10 protein-coding genes are annotated in these 17,253 nt (G+C 43.4%); 6 read left to right on the top strand and 4 right to left on the bottom strand.

Annotated features, from left to right (window positions below):
• Positions 1-508 precede the first annotated feature (508 nt).
• Entirely contained in the window at positions 509-862 is a 354-nt protein-coding gene (locus tag V7K62_RS22525) for a hypothetical protein (RefSeq protein ID WP_334868004.1), read from the top strand.
• 260 nt (positions 863-1,122) lie between these two features.
• Here the strand turns inward: V7K62_RS22525 and V7K62_RS22520 are convergent, their stop codons facing one another.
• Both V7K62_RS22520 and thrC read right to left on the bottom strand, forming a co-directional pair.
• Positions 1,123-1,398, bottom strand: coding sequence for a ubiquitin-like small modifier protein 1 (locus V7K62_RS22520; protein WP_179064724.1), 276 nt, complete (start codon positions 1,396-1,398; stop codon positions 1,123-1,125).
• 83 nt (positions 1,399-1,481) lie between these two features.
• The gene (gene thrC / locus V7K62_RS22515; protein WP_334868002.1) at positions 1,482-2,792 is read right to left on the bottom strand and encodes a threonine synthase; all 1,311 of its coding nucleotides are present in this window, start codon (positions 2,790-2,792) and stop codon (positions 1,482-1,484) included.
• A gap of 829 nt (positions 2,793-3,621) precedes the next feature.
• Between thrC and V7K62_RS22510 the strand changes: the two genes are divergently transcribed.
• The 5 genes from V7K62_RS22510 (at position 3,622) to V7K62_RS22490 (ending at position 15,823) form a co-directional block, all read left to right on the top strand.
• Complete coding sequence (locus V7K62_RS22510; protein WP_334868000.1) at positions 3,622-6,162, top strand: beta strand repeat-containing protein; 2,541 nt, start codon at positions 3,622-3,624, stop codon at positions 6,160-6,162.
• 181 nt (positions 6,163-6,343) lie between these two features.
• The gene (locus tag V7K62_RS22505; protein ID WP_334867998.1) at positions 6,344-6,907 is read left to right on the top strand and encodes a hypothetical protein; all 564 of its coding nucleotides are present in this window, start codon (positions 6,344-6,346) and stop codon (positions 6,905-6,907) included.
• Positions 6,908-7,072: 165 nt separating this feature from the next.
• Positions 7,073-8,623: a hypothetical protein gene (locus V7K62_RS22500; RefSeq protein WP_334867996.1), complete on the top strand. Its 1,551-nt coding sequence runs from the start codon at positions 7,073-7,075 to the stop codon at positions 8,621-8,623.
• Positions 8,620-12,504 (top strand): Ig-like domain-containing protein, encoded by a 3,885-nt coding sequence (locus V7K62_RS22495; RefSeq protein WP_334867995.1) that lies wholly within the window; start codon positions 8,620-8,622, stop codon positions 12,502-12,504. The genes V7K62_RS22500 and V7K62_RS22495 overlap by 4 nt, the downstream gene beginning before the upstream one ends.
• Positions 12,505-12,955: 451 nt before the next feature.
• Positions 12,956-15,823 carry an isopeptide-forming domain-containing fimbrial protein gene (locus V7K62_RS22490; protein ID WP_334867993.1) on the top strand — a complete coding sequence of 956 codons (2,868 nt, stop codon included), beginning with the start codon at positions 12,956-12,958 and terminating at the stop codon, positions 15,821-15,823.
• A gap of 2 nt (positions 15,824-15,825) precedes the next feature.
• On the opposite strand, the gene V7K62_RS22485 is transcribed toward V7K62_RS22490, so the two are convergent.
• Together V7K62_RS22485 and argC are read right to left on the bottom strand one after the other, a co-directional pair.
• Entirely contained in the window at positions 15,826-15,924 is a 99-nt protein-coding gene (locus tag V7K62_RS22485) for a MoaD/ThiS family protein (protein WP_334867991.1), read from the bottom strand.
• 200 nt (positions 15,925-16,124) lie between these two features.
• Entirely contained in the window at positions 16,125-17,099 is a 975-nt protein-coding gene (argC, locus tag V7K62_RS22480; protein WP_334867989.1) for an N-acetyl-gamma-glutamyl-phosphate reductase, read from the bottom strand.
• Between the last annotated feature and the right edge of the window lie 154 nt (positions 17,100-17,253).

Below are 17,253 nucleotides of genomic sequence, written 5' to 3'. Positions count from 1 at the left end.
ATGAATTGTAACAAGAAAATATAGTTTTATCTTGTCGTTAATTAAGCTCCCATAAGTGTGCGACTTTAGAGGATGTTTTAAAAGTGGTCAGATGTAATTTTAGGCACTTCTAGATCCCCCCTAACCCCCCTTAACAAGGGGGGAACCGGAATCAAAGTCCCCCTTTTTAAGGGGGATTTAGGGGGATCTAAAACGTTTTGTTACCGACCAAAGAACTTTTAAAACATCCTCTTAGGACATCAAAAAAGCCTGTCATTAATTGGATATACTTACGTTACGAACAAAAAGATCCCCGACTTCTTCAATCAGTCGCGAATCTGAGTCTGTCGGTGGAGAACAAATCAAATAGGATTGCTATATATATTTAGTATCATATTTTAGTTTTTTGTAAATATTTTTACAGTCATAATGAATAATTTTGGCACTTGCTAATACCTAGCAAATACTGTTTATGATTGGACTTTTGTGGGTAATACTAGATAACAAATTACTGACGAAAAAGTTAATCATGAACCTAAGTATAGTTGATGATAAATTGCAGATAGAATTTACGTTTAAAGAGCAACTGCTAGCTGTTCGCTTGAATAAGCTTTGGCAAATATCACTAGCCCATATTGAACAAGTTACAACAGCGGAAGCCCAAAGTAATTGGCGAGAATTGCGTGCCCCTGGTAGCTTTATTCCTGGAGTGATTAAGGCTGGAACTTATTACACTAACCGGGGTAAAGAATTTTGGTATGTGAATCGAGAGACAAATTATTTAACCCTTGAATTGCGAGATGAATCCTACAAGCGGATTATCTTAACTATTGATAACAACGAGTCTTGGCAACAAAGACTTGCTCAGATAATTGCTGCATAGTTAGCCAAGTAGAATCAATCCCACAAGATAAGTTGTGCGGCATTGCTTATTAGTGTCAACTTCAGCCAAAATATGGGAGAAAATCTCGTTTTCACCTAATAATCATCTGGAAATACTGGCTGGGCTGCATCGTCTCTGTAGCGAGTAAGAGAGGCAGCAGCCCACTAATGGGCATTCCCAGTTGGGGACTGGGAATGAGGTAATCTCTCAAATAATTTAATTGTCTAGTCAGGCTTCTATTTTATTTGGTGTTCTCTGTATTAACCACCTGCGACAGCGGGGACAATACTTACTTCATCGCCATCTTTAAGAGTTGTGTTTATACCATCTAAATGGCGGATATCTTCGCTATCGACGTAAAAATTTACAAATCGGCGTAGCTTACCTTGTTCATCGCACAACCGGGATTTAATACCAGGAAAGCTTTGTTCTAAGGAATCTAACAATTCAGCAATAGTGCTACCGGTGGATTCTAGAGTAGCTTGATTATTAGTAAAACTCTGAAGAGTCGTAGGAACTAAAACTTTTACAGCCATACAAGTAGAAATTTAGGAGTGAAAAGTGGGGATTTGCATTTGTCCTTTGTAAGAACAAAGGACAAATGACTGATGACAAATAACTAAACAAGGACTTGTTGCCATTCCAAGCGATCGAGAGTACGCGATCGCTCAAGGGCCCGTTCAAAACTATCGAGTTTGGCATCAATAGTCAAGGGTTCGCCAACGTAGCCTTGGATTGCTTCTTGGGTTTTCAGACCATTGCCGGTAATGTAAATCACGGTAGTTTCATCTGGATCAATTTTGCCAGCTTCTACCAGTTTTTTCAGGACGGCAACGGTTGTACCACCAGCCGTTTCGGTGAAGATGCCTTCGGTTTCTGCCAGCAGCTTGATGCCATCAATAATTTCGGCATCATTGACTGATTCAATGTTACCACCAGTCTTCTGAGCTAACTCCACAGCATAAATACCGTCTGCTGGGTTGCCGATCGCTAGGGATTTCGCAATTGTATTCGGTTTAACTGGCTTAATAAAGTCGCGTCCTTCTTTGAAGGCTTGGGCAATGGGTGAACAACCTTCAGCTTGAGCGCCGCTGAAACGGACGCTCTTGTTTTCTACCAAACCAACTTCGACAAATTCTTGGAACCCTTTGTAAATTTTTGTAAATAGTGAACCAGATGCCAAAGGAGCAACAACATGATCGGGTAGTTCCCAGCCTAGTTGTTCTGCAACTTCAAAGCCTAGCGTCTTAGAACCTTCAGAGTAATAAGGACGCAGATTGATGTTGACAAAACCCCAGCCGTATGTATTAGCAACTTCCGAACAGAGACGATTTACTTGATCGTAGTTGCCCTTGACGGCCATTAGGGTGGGACTGTAGATCAGGCTACCGATAATTTTACCGGCTTCTAAATCTGCGGGGATAAACACACAGCAGTCTAAACCGGCGTGAGCTGCGATCGCAGCTGTAGAATTTGCCAAATTACCAGTGCTAGCACAAGAAACAGTAGTAAAACCCAACTCCCGCGCCCTAGAGAGGGCGACTGACACCACCCGATCTTTAAAGCTCAGGGTGGGCATATTCACGGCATCATTTTTTATATAAAGTTTATTTAGACCCAGACGACGGGCAAGACGGTGGGAACGAACCAAGGGAGTCATACCAGTTCCCACATCTATAACATTGTCAGTTGCGACAGGCAAAAAGGGACGGTAGCGCCAAATTGAATTGGGCCCAGCTTGAATTGTTTCACGAGTGACAGTCAGACGTAGGGCGTTGTAGTCATACTTGACTTCCAACGGCCCAAAACATAACTCACAAACATTACTGGCTTTGAGTTCATATTCCGCACCACATTCCTTACACTTCAAGGCTTGAAAGTAGGCAGTGCTGGTTTGGGTTTGGGTTTGGGTTTTGATTGCCTGAGTCATAAACTAGCTTTCCCTATTTGTCTGTCACTGTCGCCTGATACTAACACGAGCAAAAATACCAGTCAAACATACCCGACTAAAAATATCGGGTATGTTTAGTATTGAGAGGAATGAATCTTGTAAAACTTTAATACTAGTAATACCTATTTTTAGTGTTTATACGTACACATTACATGTTGAAAAAAAAGTAAATAGTTTAATCTAGTCAGTATTAACACGTTAAATAAATATGATTAAATTGCATTGATATTATGAGAAAATTGCATCTATTGAAATTACTATCCTATTTAAGTGATCTAGATCACTTAGTTAACCTTCAATTTTTTTATCTAAATGACTCCAGAGAACAGTATACATTTCTGACAACAAAGACTCAAAAGCATTTTCATATATAAGTTTTAGTGTTTTTAGCATCTGATTAAACCATTAAAATTCCGATGTGTGTTGCCAAAATAAAGTTAATTTTTCAGCTTTGATGCACTTATTCACAGCTAGAGAAGTTACTTATTTATACGGAAGATTTTTTTTGCTACAAAAGCTACATTACTATTTACATCGATAATTCAGCAAAATACAGTAATAAATTACACATTTTTGCGATTGACAACCTTGAGTTTCAAGGGTAAGCGTAAAACAAGTAGGCAAGTTATTTCTGCTTATTGCCTCAATGTAGTTTTAAGGAGTGTCAATAATTTAACAAATCAAATATACGCTACCCGAAACATTAAGGTTTTGGGGAGATGTAATCGGTAATTCTTTAAAGAATTGCCGAACTTTATCCTGTCTCAAAATCTGAGATACAAGTTCAGCAAATAAATAAACTACTTCTATGATAAATCGAAATAAATCTGTCAACAGGAAGCATAAGCCTTACCAATCTCTAGTAGCAACAGCATTATTAACTGGTAGCCTTTTCCAATTTGTTGCACCTGTATTAGCTGACGGAACTACTGCGGGTACATCTATTAGTAACACTGCGACAGCGACCTATGAAGATCCCAACAATCCAGGGACAACTATAAATGCCACTTCTAACACGGTCGTAGTTACTGTAGCGGAGGTTGCTGGAATCACCGTTACAGCGTCTGGTGTAACAGACAACACCACTAGCCCTACTAATACAACAGTTCAGGTTGGCGACTTACTAATCTACACCTACAACCTGACCAACGTAGGTAATGACCCCACTAAATTCCACATTCCCAACCAAGCAACAACAACTGGGCCGGGTACAGTTTCTGGCACATTACCAAATGGTGGTACACCTAATAGCCTGCAATATAGCACCGACGGCGGTCAAACTTGGATAAACGTCCCACAAGGCGGCGTAGATACACCCTCAGTTCCGGTTAATGGTACTGTCTTGGTGCGTGTGCCAGTCACTGTACAAGCTGGTGCCCAAGCTAATGACATAATTACCGTTACCCTTGGTAACACTCCTGGTGATGCTCAAAACCAACTGCGGAATCCTGATGGTGGTGACGTGTTCAGCGTAGATAACCCCGATAATAGTGTTACTGGTGAGGTATCTGGTACACCAGTTAATGGTACACGGGAAGCTAGCGCCACCGAGCAAATTAAAGTTGGTGTAACGCTGAAGACCTACGCTTTAGCCACCATTCTCAAGGTTCGCAGTGGCTATAACAATGCTGGCACCACTGCGATTACAGATGACAAGTTGACCTACGATTTGAGTTTGCGAGTTGAGTCCAATGATCCCACAGGGCAGGGAATTACACCAGCAGCTTTGACGGGTACAAGCATCAAAGTTAATACTGTTACTGGCAACTATATTTTGGTTTCTGATGCGATTCCTGCGGGTACAGATTTGGCAGTAGCACCAACTGCACCTCCTGGTTGGCAAACTGTCTATACCACTGACCCAGTTACAACTAATGCGAATACAGCTAGTTGGACTACGACAGCACCAGCCTCTCTGGCCTCAGTCACTCGCGTTGGTTTTATCAATAATCCAGCGACTATTACTTCCATTGCCCCTGGTACAACGGTAAATGGCTTCTCGATTCAGCTAGCTGTTGAATCAACTGCAACTTCACCCTTAACTGTCGCTAATATCGCTCAATTGTTTGGTCAAACGCCTACCAGTAATCTCCCAGTATACGACGAATCTGGCGACCAAAATCCCAGCAACTACGACGGGCCTCCAGGCAGTATGACACCTCCTGCGGGTACAGATACCAACGGTGATGGTATTCCTGATACTCTACCACCTGCTAGCGTTGATGATGGCTATATTAACACTCCAGCAACTCCAGAAACTGGAACTGACACAGGTAATAACAACAGTGGTACTGGTACTGGCGGTGAGGCGAACGTCTTCACGGTGCAAGCACCTATTGCTTCAGCGTTACTCAACGGCCCACAAAATGCCCCAGATGCCACTGGACCATCAGGTCTGACCAACGATGACTTCACTAACAAATCTTCTCTCGTTCCTGCTGGTACAGCACCTGGTAGTACACTTGATCCCCAATCAGTTGGTTTCACCAATACAGTTAAGAATAGTGGTACTGACTCAGGTGTTTTGAAGATAGAGCCAACGCCACCAGTAAATATAGGAGATTTACCGAATAATACGAAGGTGACTATTACCTATAATAGTCTGTCTACTGTTTATACTTACAATAATGGAGTGTTTACAACACCTGGTACAGCAATTACAATCTCCAACGTTGCTCCTGGTGCAAGTATCAACTATGGTGTAGAAGTTGATTTACCTCCAGGTACGCAGTTATCTACTGATATTAATAGAGGCTTCCCAGTACCCATCACTGCTTCGATTGATAACTACACAACGGATACTAATGCTGATGGAATCAAGGATAGTGGGAATGATAATACCTTTGATTCATCCAACATCACTATCGATCGCGTGTATACTGGCTTTTTGAAACTGCTGAAAGTGTCACGAGTCTTACAAGGAACTGGGCCAGTAGTCCAGGGGAATGATGGCACATTCAGTATCGCTCCGAAGAAGCCCGCACCAGGAAACATTATTGAGTACCAAATTCAGTACACAAATATTTCCGATCCTCAAGCTGGAACCGGTAACGTGATTTTGAATGCTAACAAAGTTGTGATTACTGAAGATGGTACGCAAAGCCCCAATAACTGGGCATTAGACAACGATGCCAGCGGTCAAATTGATACTAGCAACATTGTTGGTTCAGCCAAGGATTCTGGGACTGCAACCATCCAATTCTTCAGTGGTAATCCAGCTACTAACTCTGGCATCGACCAAACTGGAACTACGGTAAACACTGATGTTGCTAAGTATGTAGATACTGTTACTGGCGCGATCGCACCGGGTATTCAAAGAACATTTACCTTCCAACGCAAGGTTAACTAATTCGTTGGGATTGGGGACTGTGACGTTCGCAGATTCTAAGAAATTGTGCTATCGCCGCAACCATTTAACCTTATCCCCAACCCCTAAACAGCAAGCAAATAGGAGAGTGACTTTTTCTGAGCCAAAGCTGGGAAAGATAAGTCAACAATCAACATTCTGGAAGTTTTTTGAGGTTATTTATATGAAGCGTGTTTCTCTTGCAGGTTTAGGAGCGATCGCACTCATTGCGACAGTTCCATTTGTTGGTCAAATTCCGGGACTCGCAAATGTATGGCATTCAGGCAGTGCTGTTGCTCAGAATATCAAAACTCAAGGGCAAATTCAATTGCGTTTAGAAGCAGAAAAGCAAGTAGTAGCACAGGATCAGCAGGGTAAGCAAAGCCAGAAATGGGAACCTTTGAAAGGTCAAGTTGTGGTGCGACCAGGAGATGTATTGCGATATACCTTGAGTGGCGAAAATAAGAGCGATCGCCCAGTGAAGAATTTGACTTTTAATCAACCTATTCCCAAAGGAATGGTCTACGTGCTGAATTCTACCAATGTCGCCAACAATGCCAAAGTTATTTACAGCATTGATGGCGGGCGTAGCTTCGTCGAAAATCCCACTGTTAAAGTTACTCTTCCCGGTGGCAAGGTGGAAACAAAACCAGCCCCAGCCACTGCTTACACACATATCCGTTTGCAGATTCCGTCACTTGCAGCTAAGACAACAGTCAAGGCGACTTATCAAACCCAAGTTCGCTGATTGGGACGCAAGGACACGCCGCTTTTCTGACTCGAAAAATAGCCGCAATCAACAATATTTTCAGATGAAACCTGGAAACGAGATTTTTAAAGGGTTTTGGCCTAACTGGATTTCCCCAAATAAATAAGTGCTTTTATTCACAACAAGCTTGACATTTCAGAGGAGATGTGTTCAGTGAGCCGTCCTCAAAACCAAAAGCAAATTACTTCTAGCGGTAGCTGGTGGCGACGGTTAACAGTGACTGTTCTTCTGGGAAGTTTTTTGCATACTACTATATCTATACCAGCGATCGCGCAACAGACTAACAATCTGGTTGCGTCTGTGCCATTAATAAATCAAGCTACTTATACTTATACAGATTCTGCTAGTAATTACCAATATCAAGGAAGTTCTGAGCAAATCAATGTTAGTCCTAGCCCATTACTCGATCCATTAGGGCGGATTCTAGGTTGCGCTGGGACAATTTTAGCTGACTATACAGGTTTTTCAGTTGGGGTATACGAACCTAACTCTAGCGACCCAACGGGGACAGAATTGGGTAGCTTGGTTGCTTTGACTCGAACGGAGTTACCAGATATTCCTAATAACAACGTTCCTGGTGGGAAATCGCCGAATACCGAGAATAGTAACCCCTACTTCGTTACGAATAACCCTGCGGGTGTCTACAATTTTCTACTCGATCCGAATAAGGGTCAAACTGCTCCAGGTAGAACCTACATTTTTGTAGTTAATCCACCACCAAATTCTATCTACAAACAGCGGCGGGTCAAGATTGAAATCCTTGCTAGCAGTGGCACACAAGCTAATGGTGTTGTGCGATATGTCGCTAGTTCTCTGGATGGTCAACCAATCAGTCTCACAGGCGAAACCAGGGTAGAGCAAACAGTTGTTTTAGTACCCAATGCAGAAACGGTGGGACTGGATTTATTAGCCTTTGAATTCACCACAAATTTGTGTCAAGCCAATCAGTTGCAGATTATCAAAACAGGCGATCGCGCTACTGCTGAACCTGGAGATACGGTAATCTACCGCCTGTCGGTAAAAAATCTTGCTGATGCTGGTTTGAATAATATATTTGTCACCGACAACCTACCTTTAGGATTCCAGTTTTTGCCGAAATCTGTGCGGGGAGAGCTAGATGGTCAACTAATCACTATTACCTCAGAACGCAATGGTAACACAGTCACATTCCGCACAGACGTAACGATTCCTACTGATAAAGTCCTGAATATTGCCTACGCTGCTCAATTAACAACCGATGCGGTGCGTGGTAATGGTCGTAACACTGCGATCGTTAATGCTCAACGAGCTGATAACCGTTTTAGTACTAAGGATGGCCCAGCAACACACCAATTGAAAATTCGTCCAGGAATCGTTTCTGACTGTGGCACGATTATCGGTCGGGTGTTTGTTGATAAAAACTTTGACGGGGAACAACAGCGTGGTGAGCCGGGAGTACCCAATGCAGTGATTTTTCTGGAGGACGGAAACCGCATCACTACAGATCCTAATGGTTTGTTCTCCTTAGCTAATGCCTTACCTGGATACCACACAGGTGTACTAGACCTTAGCAGTGTAGCTGGTTACACCCTAGCTCATAACGAAAAATTCCGCGAACGAAATAGCCAATCTCGCTTGGTGCATTTAGAGCCTGGTGGCTTGGTACGCATGAACTTCGCTGTCACCCCCACATTTCAGGAGCCAGTCAAGAAATGAAACCCAGACTGCACTGTATAACTACATTTAACCTGAGATTGATGGGGGCAATGCCAATACTAGCTCTCAGCCTTGTTTTGTACCCTGGAATTGTCAAAGCAGAAATCACTAGTGAAAAACTCCTTTTCCCTGATTCCCATTTGCAAGCCGACAAAGGTGTTGAAGATCCTGATTTTTCCAGATCCCTGGAAAATCTCTCCCCTTCTAGGAGAGAGGCTTTGAATTCTCCACCTCTCGAATTTGCCTCAACTTCTTCAGTATCGGCTCCTGAAATTCCAGATATCCAGCCAAGTGAAACGGAAATACAACCATTTCAACCCGCAACTTCTGTTGATTTGCCCAGAGGCTTACGCAAAATTGCCGGAATAGAGAACAAGAACGACGGACGCAAAAATACTGAAACACTATTTCATGTTTCTACAAGGGAAATACAACCATTTCAACCCGCAACTTCTGTAGGTTTGCCTAGAGGATTACGCAAAATTGCCGGAGTAGAAGATAAGGAGACAAGGGGACAAAGGGTAAATGAAAATCTTCCCGTGTCCCCCACTGTCCCGATCTCTACAACAATCAAAATCCTGAGTCCGACGGCTGAGAGTGTTGTAGATGTACAAGCTAGCACGGTAATTGTGCAGTTTCCCGCAGGTAGTCAAGTGGAATTGCGGGTGAATGGGGCGTTGGTAGACCCTTCTTTAGTAGGACGGACGGAAACTGATGCTACCACCAACTTGGTAACGCAGACATGGTATGGTGTCTCGTTAAAAGAAGGTGCAAACACCATTTCTGCACAAGTTGTTGGAGGAACAGAACCCCCTGTAACAGTGCAAGTCGCAGTCCGGGGAACGCCGCAGCAATTAACTTTAGAAACAGTTGAGTCTCGTATTCCAGCAGATGGACGTTCTACGGCGACAATCCGAGGTCAACTCATCGATGCAAGTGGCAATCGTTCTAATCGTGATGCTGTTGTCACTCTTATACCCACTGCTGGGGAGTTGGTCGGGAAAGACTTCAAACCTGATGAACCCGGATTTCAAGTGGAGGCGAAAGCGGGGCAATTTACAGCGACTTTGCGATCGCAATTGAAGGCGGAAACTGTCACAATTCGCGCGATCGCTAATGATTTAGAAGCCTTTACCCAACTACAATTTGAAACGGCACTGCGTCCGAGTTTGGTGACTGGTGTCATAGATTTACGTTTGGGCGCTAGAGGTACAAATTATTACGGCAGTTTCCGTGATTTCCTCCCTCCTGACAAAAATAACGGAACCCAATTAGATTTCCATTCAGCGATATTTGCCACTGGTGCGATCGGGGAATGGTTATTTACAGGCGCATATAACAGTTCTCGTAGTCTCAATGAAGATTGCAACTGCGATAATCGCCTGTTTAGAACTTACCAATTCAGCGAGCAAAACTATCCTGTCTACGGCGATAGCTCAAAAGTTGATGTGGTCGCTCCTTCTATTGACAGTGTATTTCTGCGTTTTGAGCGTTCAGCCCGTACCCCTGGTTCCGATCCTGATTATGCTATGTGGGGTGACTATAACACAGAAGAATTTGCGCGGCGATCGCAGCAATTTACTTCTATTACGCGTCAACTCCACGGTTTTAAAGCTAACTACAACTTAGGAAACCTACAAATTACAGGTTTCTATGGCGACCACTTAGAGGGGTTTCAACGGGATACCATTGCTCCTGATGGTACTAGTGGTTATTACTTCCTCTCTCGCAGACTACTACAAGCAGGTAGTGAAAATGTCTTTATCGAGTTAGAAGAACTCAATCGTCCTGGGACTGTATTAGAACGCAAACAGCTTAATCGAGGCCCAGACTACGAAATCGACTACGATCGCGGTACATTAATATTCCGCGAACCTATTCTTCGCACCGATATCGATCAAACCGGACAAGTGTTGGTACGCCGGATCGTTGTTAGCTATCAATATGACAGCGAAGACTCTGACGGTAGCATCTATGCTGGTCGTTTGCAATATAACCTTTCCCGCAAACTTAACTCCGAAAGTTGGATTGGAGCAACTTACGTTCAAGAAAATCACGGGGTGCGCGACTTTCAACTCTACGGTGCAGATGCGCTGATTGCTTTGGGTGACAACGGTAAGTTAATCGCAGAATATGCCCATTCAACAAATGATTCTGATGTTGTGGGAAAAGTCAGAGGTGATGCCTACCGTTTAGAAGCTGAAGGAAAGATTGCTAATGGGATTCAAGGTCGTGCCTATTATCGCTTTGCTGATACAGGTTTTGCCAATAATGCCACTATCAGCTTTGTCCCAGGACAAGCCCGTTATGGAGCGCAGGTTACAGCTAGACTCACCTCAACTACCAATGTTAGAGCGCAATACGACCACGAAGACAATTTTGGGATTGCTCCCCAACCCCTAGACACTTTTGAAGAACTGTTTGCACCGCGTTATGAGGCGATACCTGGTAGCAAGGTTGATAATTCGCTAACTACGATTTCTGCTGGGATTCAACAACGCTTGGGTAGCGCCACTATCGATTTGGATTGGATTCATCGTCATTTAGAAGATCGCATCCCTGACAGTAGTTTAAGTAGTAATTCGGATCAACTGCGATCGCGTTTTTCTATTCCTCTAGCTAAAAACCTGACATTCCAAGCCCAAAATGAACTCAGCTTATCTTCCCAAAAAGATACTGTTTACCCAGACCGTACCATTTTAGGGTTGAATTGGGCGGTAATTCCTGGTGTCAATGTCAGTTTAGCCCAACAGTATTACAGTAGCGGTCAATATTCGGGTAATTCCATCACTAGCTTGAGTGTCAACGGTGAACACAAACTCGGTACTGATACTACCTTGACCGGTCGTTACTCAATTTTGGGTGGTGCTAACGAAATGACTACCCAAGGGGCGATTGGTCTAAATAATCACTGGACTATTGCTTCTGGATTGCGGCTGAACGTTGCTTACGAACACGTATTTGGCAACTTCTTCGGACGCACTGCGGCGGGTCAACAATATGCCCAACCCTACGCCTTTGGTCAAGCAGCATCTGCGATCGGATTTGATGGGGGAGATAGCTACAGTGTGGGGCTGGAATACAGTGATAATCCGCAGTTTCAGGCTAGCGTCCGTTATGAACATCGTTCCTCTTCTGGTGGTGGTAATACAGTAATTACCGCAGGTGCAGCGGGTAAAATTTCTCCGGCTCTCACAGCTTTGGTACGTTATCAACAAGCCGGTTCTTCCAATCAAAAGCTTTCAGGATTGGGAGAAACTGCTAACCTGAAGCTGGGTTTAGCCTACCGCGACCCCAATAGCGATAAATTTAATGCTTTATTGCGTTATGAATATCGTCAAAATCCGTCAACCATCCCTGACACCATCCTGTTAGGAAGTGGTACGGGTTCCCAAGACCATACCTTTGCTTTAGAAGCGATTTACGCTCCTAACTGGCAATGGGAATTCTACGGGAAGTATGCGTTGCGTAACAGTACCTCTTACATAGCTAACGATTTAGCCGGTACTAGCACAGTAAATCTGGCCCAAGTACGTGCTACCTATCGTTTGGGATATAGCTGGGATTTGGTGGGTGAAGCTCGTGTAATTAGTCAGTCTAGCTACAGTGAGACAGGCTTTGTTGTGGAAACAGGCTACTACCTCACGCCTAACCTGCGCGTTTCTGCTGGTTACGTCTTTGGTAAAGTTGATGACCGGGATTTCTCAGGAACACGTTCCGCAGGTGGGGCGTATTTGGGCTTTACGGTTAAGCTCAATGAATTATTTGACGGCTTTGGACAACAAAAACCTGTAGCACGCCAGCAACCGGAATCGGCGATGAAAACTTTGGTAAGTAAACTCAAGGCCGCAACGAGGGGGATGCAAAAGCCTGAAATATAAAACGGTTATTTGATGTAGAGACGAATGGCACGCTTGTAAAGCCCAAAGGCTTGTGTCGTCTCGTTCCCAGCCTGGAGGCTGGGAATGTATTCCAAGAGGCTCTGCCTCTCATCAAGAAAGAGGAGGCGGAGCCTCCCAGGATGGGTTCCCAGCCTTCAGGCTAGGAACCAGTCAGGGCAAGGGTTATATCTTAACTTAGTGCCATTCGGTTAAGAGCCTCTAGGCTCTTAACCAGTCAGAGCAAAGACTGTATCTTTTCTTAGTGCCATTCGATGTAGAGACGTTGATTGCAACCTCTCTTACGAATTTAACCCTTCCTTCTGGGAATACTATTGTCGTAACGATTTTTTATCCGCTTTGAATCTAGTGCAAAAACATTTCAATTTTCATTCTGGTATCTGTATATCTATAAAGTCAATATTATTCTATGTATTTTTATTGGAACTAAATCATGAAATCTTTATTTAAGAACTTAAGAGCGATCGCCACAGTAAATATTGATGAAAATGATCGATTTTCTCCGACTGTGGACAACCCAGTCAAAAAAACTATGGAAAAGCCATTAACAAGTAGCCGTCAAAAACTATGGCTAAGTAGCCTGGGCTTTTTTTTATGTATTTTCGGAAATAGTATCCAACCTAGCTGGGCTGAAGGCAGCAAAGAGTTAGTTTCTGATGGTGGATACAGACCTTACCTGGAATGGTCAGATTTACTACTGGCAGGTATTGTTCGGAAAACCGTACTCAAAGTTTATGTTCAACAAGGAGAAACAGTTAATCTTGGCTCTAGTGTGTCTAATAGTTTCTCGAACCCACAAGATATCGTTTACCGCAGTCCCTTTGGTACTCAAAATGCCTCTTGTAATGTTCTAGCGACTGGTTTTGGTTTTATTGACACTGTTGCCAAAGAAACGGCCGGCCCTTTACCTAATAGTGGTGGCTATACCCCTTGTAGTTTCGTCGCTACAGAAACAGGTATTTACGAAGTTGAATTTCATTCTCCGAATACAGCTGGTGCAAGCAATCCGCCGCCAACAGCTGCAACGGCGGCATTTCCTACAGATAATACGCAATTTTCAGGGGTAGCTGCTTGGGATATCACAGTTCGAGATAGTAACGGTGTTGCCAAAAAAGGGCGAGTATTTTCTAACTATATTGCTATGAATATGGGGGCAAATGCCAGTGGTGGTACTCCCGTAGCACTCAACTCTAAGCTTTATATTCAAACCAAAGATGGGTATCGTTACGAAACTGACATGAATGGAGTCGATCCCTTTGGCTTCATCTTTTTTGCTAATAACCGGGGATATCTTGATACAACAAATAACAGCACTGTTTACCATTCTGCTGGCGGCGCTAGTAATAATAGTTTGATCTTTCCCGGCAATGTGCAAGTTCAAAATCCAAGTGTTGCTGATACTACAACAGATATTACCCACCTAGTTTTCTTCAATCGACCCGACACCGCAACCCTCAATTCTTTGAGTATTCCTATAGCAGCAACGATTCCCACAGTACCGACTTCGTTCAAATTCACTGGGGGTAATGGAGGTAGTGGGAACCAAACTTCTGTGGGTGTGGGAGGCAATTTTAGCTTCAATGCTGTCTCAACTGGTAGCTATCAAATAATTATTGACACCAATAATGATGGCATTTTTGACCCTAGTAGCGATCGAGTACTACAAAATGTGCTAGCTGTTGGCTCAAATGTGGTGCTTTGGAATGGAAAGGATGCAAGTGGGACAAATCTCCAACCTCTACCAGGAAATACAGCATACAATGCCATAATCACAACACGATCAGGTGAATATCACTTTCCCATGTTGGATGCTGAGAATAATCCGCTGGGGTTTAAAATCACAATGGAAAATCCTCCTGCTGCTTTTCCTAGCCTTGTAGATCAAAATGGCCAGCAAATTGGATCGACTACCATTTATTACAACGACAACAATTATACTACTGCCAATGGTACGGCGATTAACTTAAATGGTACGGGAGCTACTAGCCCGCGTAATGCTGCTAGAGGGATCAATAGTGCGTTAGGAGAGCATGAATTTAGTAGTAATTATGGTGACTTTAAGGGAATAGATACTTGGACATATTTCCCAAGTCAAGCAATCCTTACTCCCTTGGTAATTACTACTAACACTCAAGCAAATGTTAAAGGAACCAAATCTGTTCGCTTCCTCACAGACAATGATAGTAGCGGAACAGTGACTGTAGGCGATCGCATCGAATATACCATCACTTACTCCAACCTAAATCCAGGTAATAGCAATGCAATTAACTTTGTCATTAACGACTCATTACCCTCACAGTTAACCTTTGTGAGTGCAGCAATTACTGCTGCAACTTCAGGGAATAACATTACACTCAATCCCAGTTACAACGGTGCTGGTATTGTTGCTGTAATAAATTCTGGAATTCTACGTGTAGGTGATACAATTACCATTAAAATTACTGCCACGATTAATAATGCCAATGGCGGTAATCCAATTAGTAACCAAGCAAATGCTACTTTTAACACACCTGATAATCCTACAGGAACTGTTGGTACAGTGTTTACAGATGCAGACTCTGCTGGTGCTACCAATAATCCACCTACTCTTGGTAATTCGTTCTTGCAAATTACTGATAATGGTGTAAATACTGGCAATGACCCTACCAGTACGGCAGATGATGACCCCACTTTATTTACAGTATTAAATATTATTAATTCTAATCCTAAGTTGCTGTTAATTAAACGGATTACCCGCCTCAATAACCAAGATTTAACTGATATTGTGGATGGTCGCAGTGACGTTGCGACTAATGCCAGTAACTATGTACCAGAACCTTATGCTACTGATGATAGCGATCCTAAATGGCCTGTTGGCTACTTGCGAGGATTAATTAATGCTGGCACTGTCAAACCCGGAGATGAATTGGAATACACTATCTATTTTCTTTCCAATGGTCTTGGTAATGCAACTAATGTGAAATTCTGTGATTTAGTTCCGACTAATGTTAGTTTGATTCCTAGTGCTTTTAATGGTATGACTCCTAATGATGGTGGCTTACCAGGAGCAGATCAAGGAATTGCCCTAGCTATTGGTTCTACTACACCTACGCTTTATCTCACTAATATAGGAGATAGCGATCGCGGGCGTTTTTATACAGCTAACGACTCAGCCACACCATCATACTGCGGTGTTAATAGCAATGGGGGAGTAGTGGTTAATATTACAGTCCCAAGTTTGCCCAATCTACCCGCAGCTACTGGATCTGGCACACCAGCTAATTCTTATGGTTTTGTCCGCTTCCGCGCTAAGGTGAAATAGCTTTAACCACCGCTAACTAAGGGAATTAACACTACTTCATCGCCATCTTCTAAGAGGGTATCTGGTTCAATGGATTGAGGAACTGAAAGAAAAATCAACATAATGGGCATTGGGTATTAGGGACTGACAAGAAATAAATTATCCATCTTGTGGGGTGGGCAGGAAAGCCCGCCCTGAATATCGGACGGGTGTTCGCGTAGCGGCACGTAGTGCGGACACCCATCCCACAAGAGAATTTGGGATGTTTTTTTATTTGTCAGTCCCTTAGTAAAATTTTTGCCCATCCCCTAATCTGAGCCTTTCACGACAATCCCAACTCTTCTGGAAAACCCAGCATGATGTTTAGGTTTTGGATTGCGGCTCCCGATGCGCCCTTACCCAAGTTGTCAAGACGAGCAACTAGCAACACTTCTTTGCTAGTGTCATTGGCGAATACAAAAACCTGAACAATATTAGTACCGTTCAGTGCGCTCGCATCCAGAAATGTTCCGTCTCTGAGTAGAGTAGAATCTTGGAATGAAGCAACCTGCACAAACTTTTCACTTTGGTAGTAGTCAGCAATTGCTTGATGAATAACCTCACCTGATGGTGGATTATCCAAAGTCCCCAGTGGCAAAGGCACCTGTACCAGCATCCCCTGCTCAAAATCTCCCACTGCGGGTACGAACAGCGGCGGTGATGCTAACCCCGAATACTGATGCATTTCCTTGACGTGCTTATGCCCAAACTGCAAACCGTAGATGCCATAAGGGTAGAGCGACTCCGCTCCAGCTTGCTGTTCGTGGAAGGTATGATATTGTTTAATGAGATTCTTGCCGCCACCAGAGTAACCTGACACTGCATTAACGGTGATGGGAAAGTTACTATTCAGGAGTCCCTTGGCAATTAACGGACGGATACAGGCTAAAAATCCTGTGGGATAACAGCCCGGATTGCTGACAAACTGGGCGCTGGCGATTTTCTCTCGCTGTCCTGGATTTAGTTCAGGGAAGCCATATACCCAGTTCTTAGCTGTGCGATGGGCAGTACTAGCATCAAGGATTTTAACCGTAGTATTACTGACTAAGCTAACAGCTTCGCGGGCTGCGTCATCAGGTAAGCAGAGAATGACAACATCGACGGCATTGATTAGTTTAGCTCGCTCAGTTGCATCTCTATGTTTAGATGCTTCAATGCTAACTAACTCCATGTCATCCCGTTGGTTGAGACGTGAATATATTTGTAAGCCTGTGGTTCCCGATTCCCCATCAATGAAAATCTTCGGTTTAGTAGTCATGCGTTTCTTATATGTGAGTGATATTTTGACTGATTAATACTTACTTGACTTCTGCTAAATAGATATCTCCAGAAATTAAATATCTGTTATCCAGAACCCTTGTAGAGACGTAGCAGTGATACATCTCTACTTTTTCATTAGATGTCTTATGAAT

The organism is Nostoc sp. (genome assembly GCF_036917935.1).
GTDB lineage: Bacteria > Cyanobacteriota > Cyanobacteriia > Cyanobacteriales > Nostocaceae > Nostoc.
This window is presented reverse-complemented; position numbering and strand designations above follow the sequence as displayed.

Coding starts and splice junctions, on each gene's coding strand:
- V7K62_RS22510 (WP_334868000.1), top strand. CDS start 3,622: ATGATAAATCGAAATAAATCTGTCAACAGGAAGCATAAGCCTTACCAA.
- argC (WP_334867989.1), bottom strand. CDS start 17,099: ATGACTACTAAACCGAAGATTTTCATTGATGGGGAATCGGGAACCACA.
- V7K62_RS22490 (WP_334867993.1), top strand. CDS start 12,956: ATGAAATCTTTATTTAAGAACTTAAGAGCGATCGCCACAGTAAATATT.
- V7K62_RS22500 (WP_334867996.1), top strand. CDS start 7,073: ATGTGTTCAGTGAGCCGTCCTCAAAACCAAAAGCAAATTACTTCTAGC.
- V7K62_RS22525 (WP_334868004.1), top strand. CDS start 509: ATGAACCTAAGTATAGTTGATGATAAATTGCAGATAGAATTTACGTTT.
- V7K62_RS22485 (WP_334867991.1), bottom strand. CDS start 15,924: ATGTTGATTTTTCTTTCAGTTCCTCAATCCATTGAACCAGATACCCTC.
- thrC (WP_334868002.1), bottom strand. CDS start 2,792: ATGACTCAGGCAATCAAAACCCAAACCCAAACCCAAACCAGCACTGCC.
- V7K62_RS22505 (WP_334867998.1), top strand. CDS start 6,344: ATGAAGCGTGTTTCTCTTGCAGGTTTAGGAGCGATCGCACTCATTGCG.
- V7K62_RS22520 (WP_179064724.1), bottom strand. CDS start 1,398: ATGGCTGTAAAAGTTTTAGTTCCTACGACTCTTCAGAGTTTTACTAAT.
- V7K62_RS22495 (WP_334867995.1), top strand. CDS start 8,620: ATGAAACCCAGACTGCACTGTATAACTACATTTAACCTGAGATTGATG.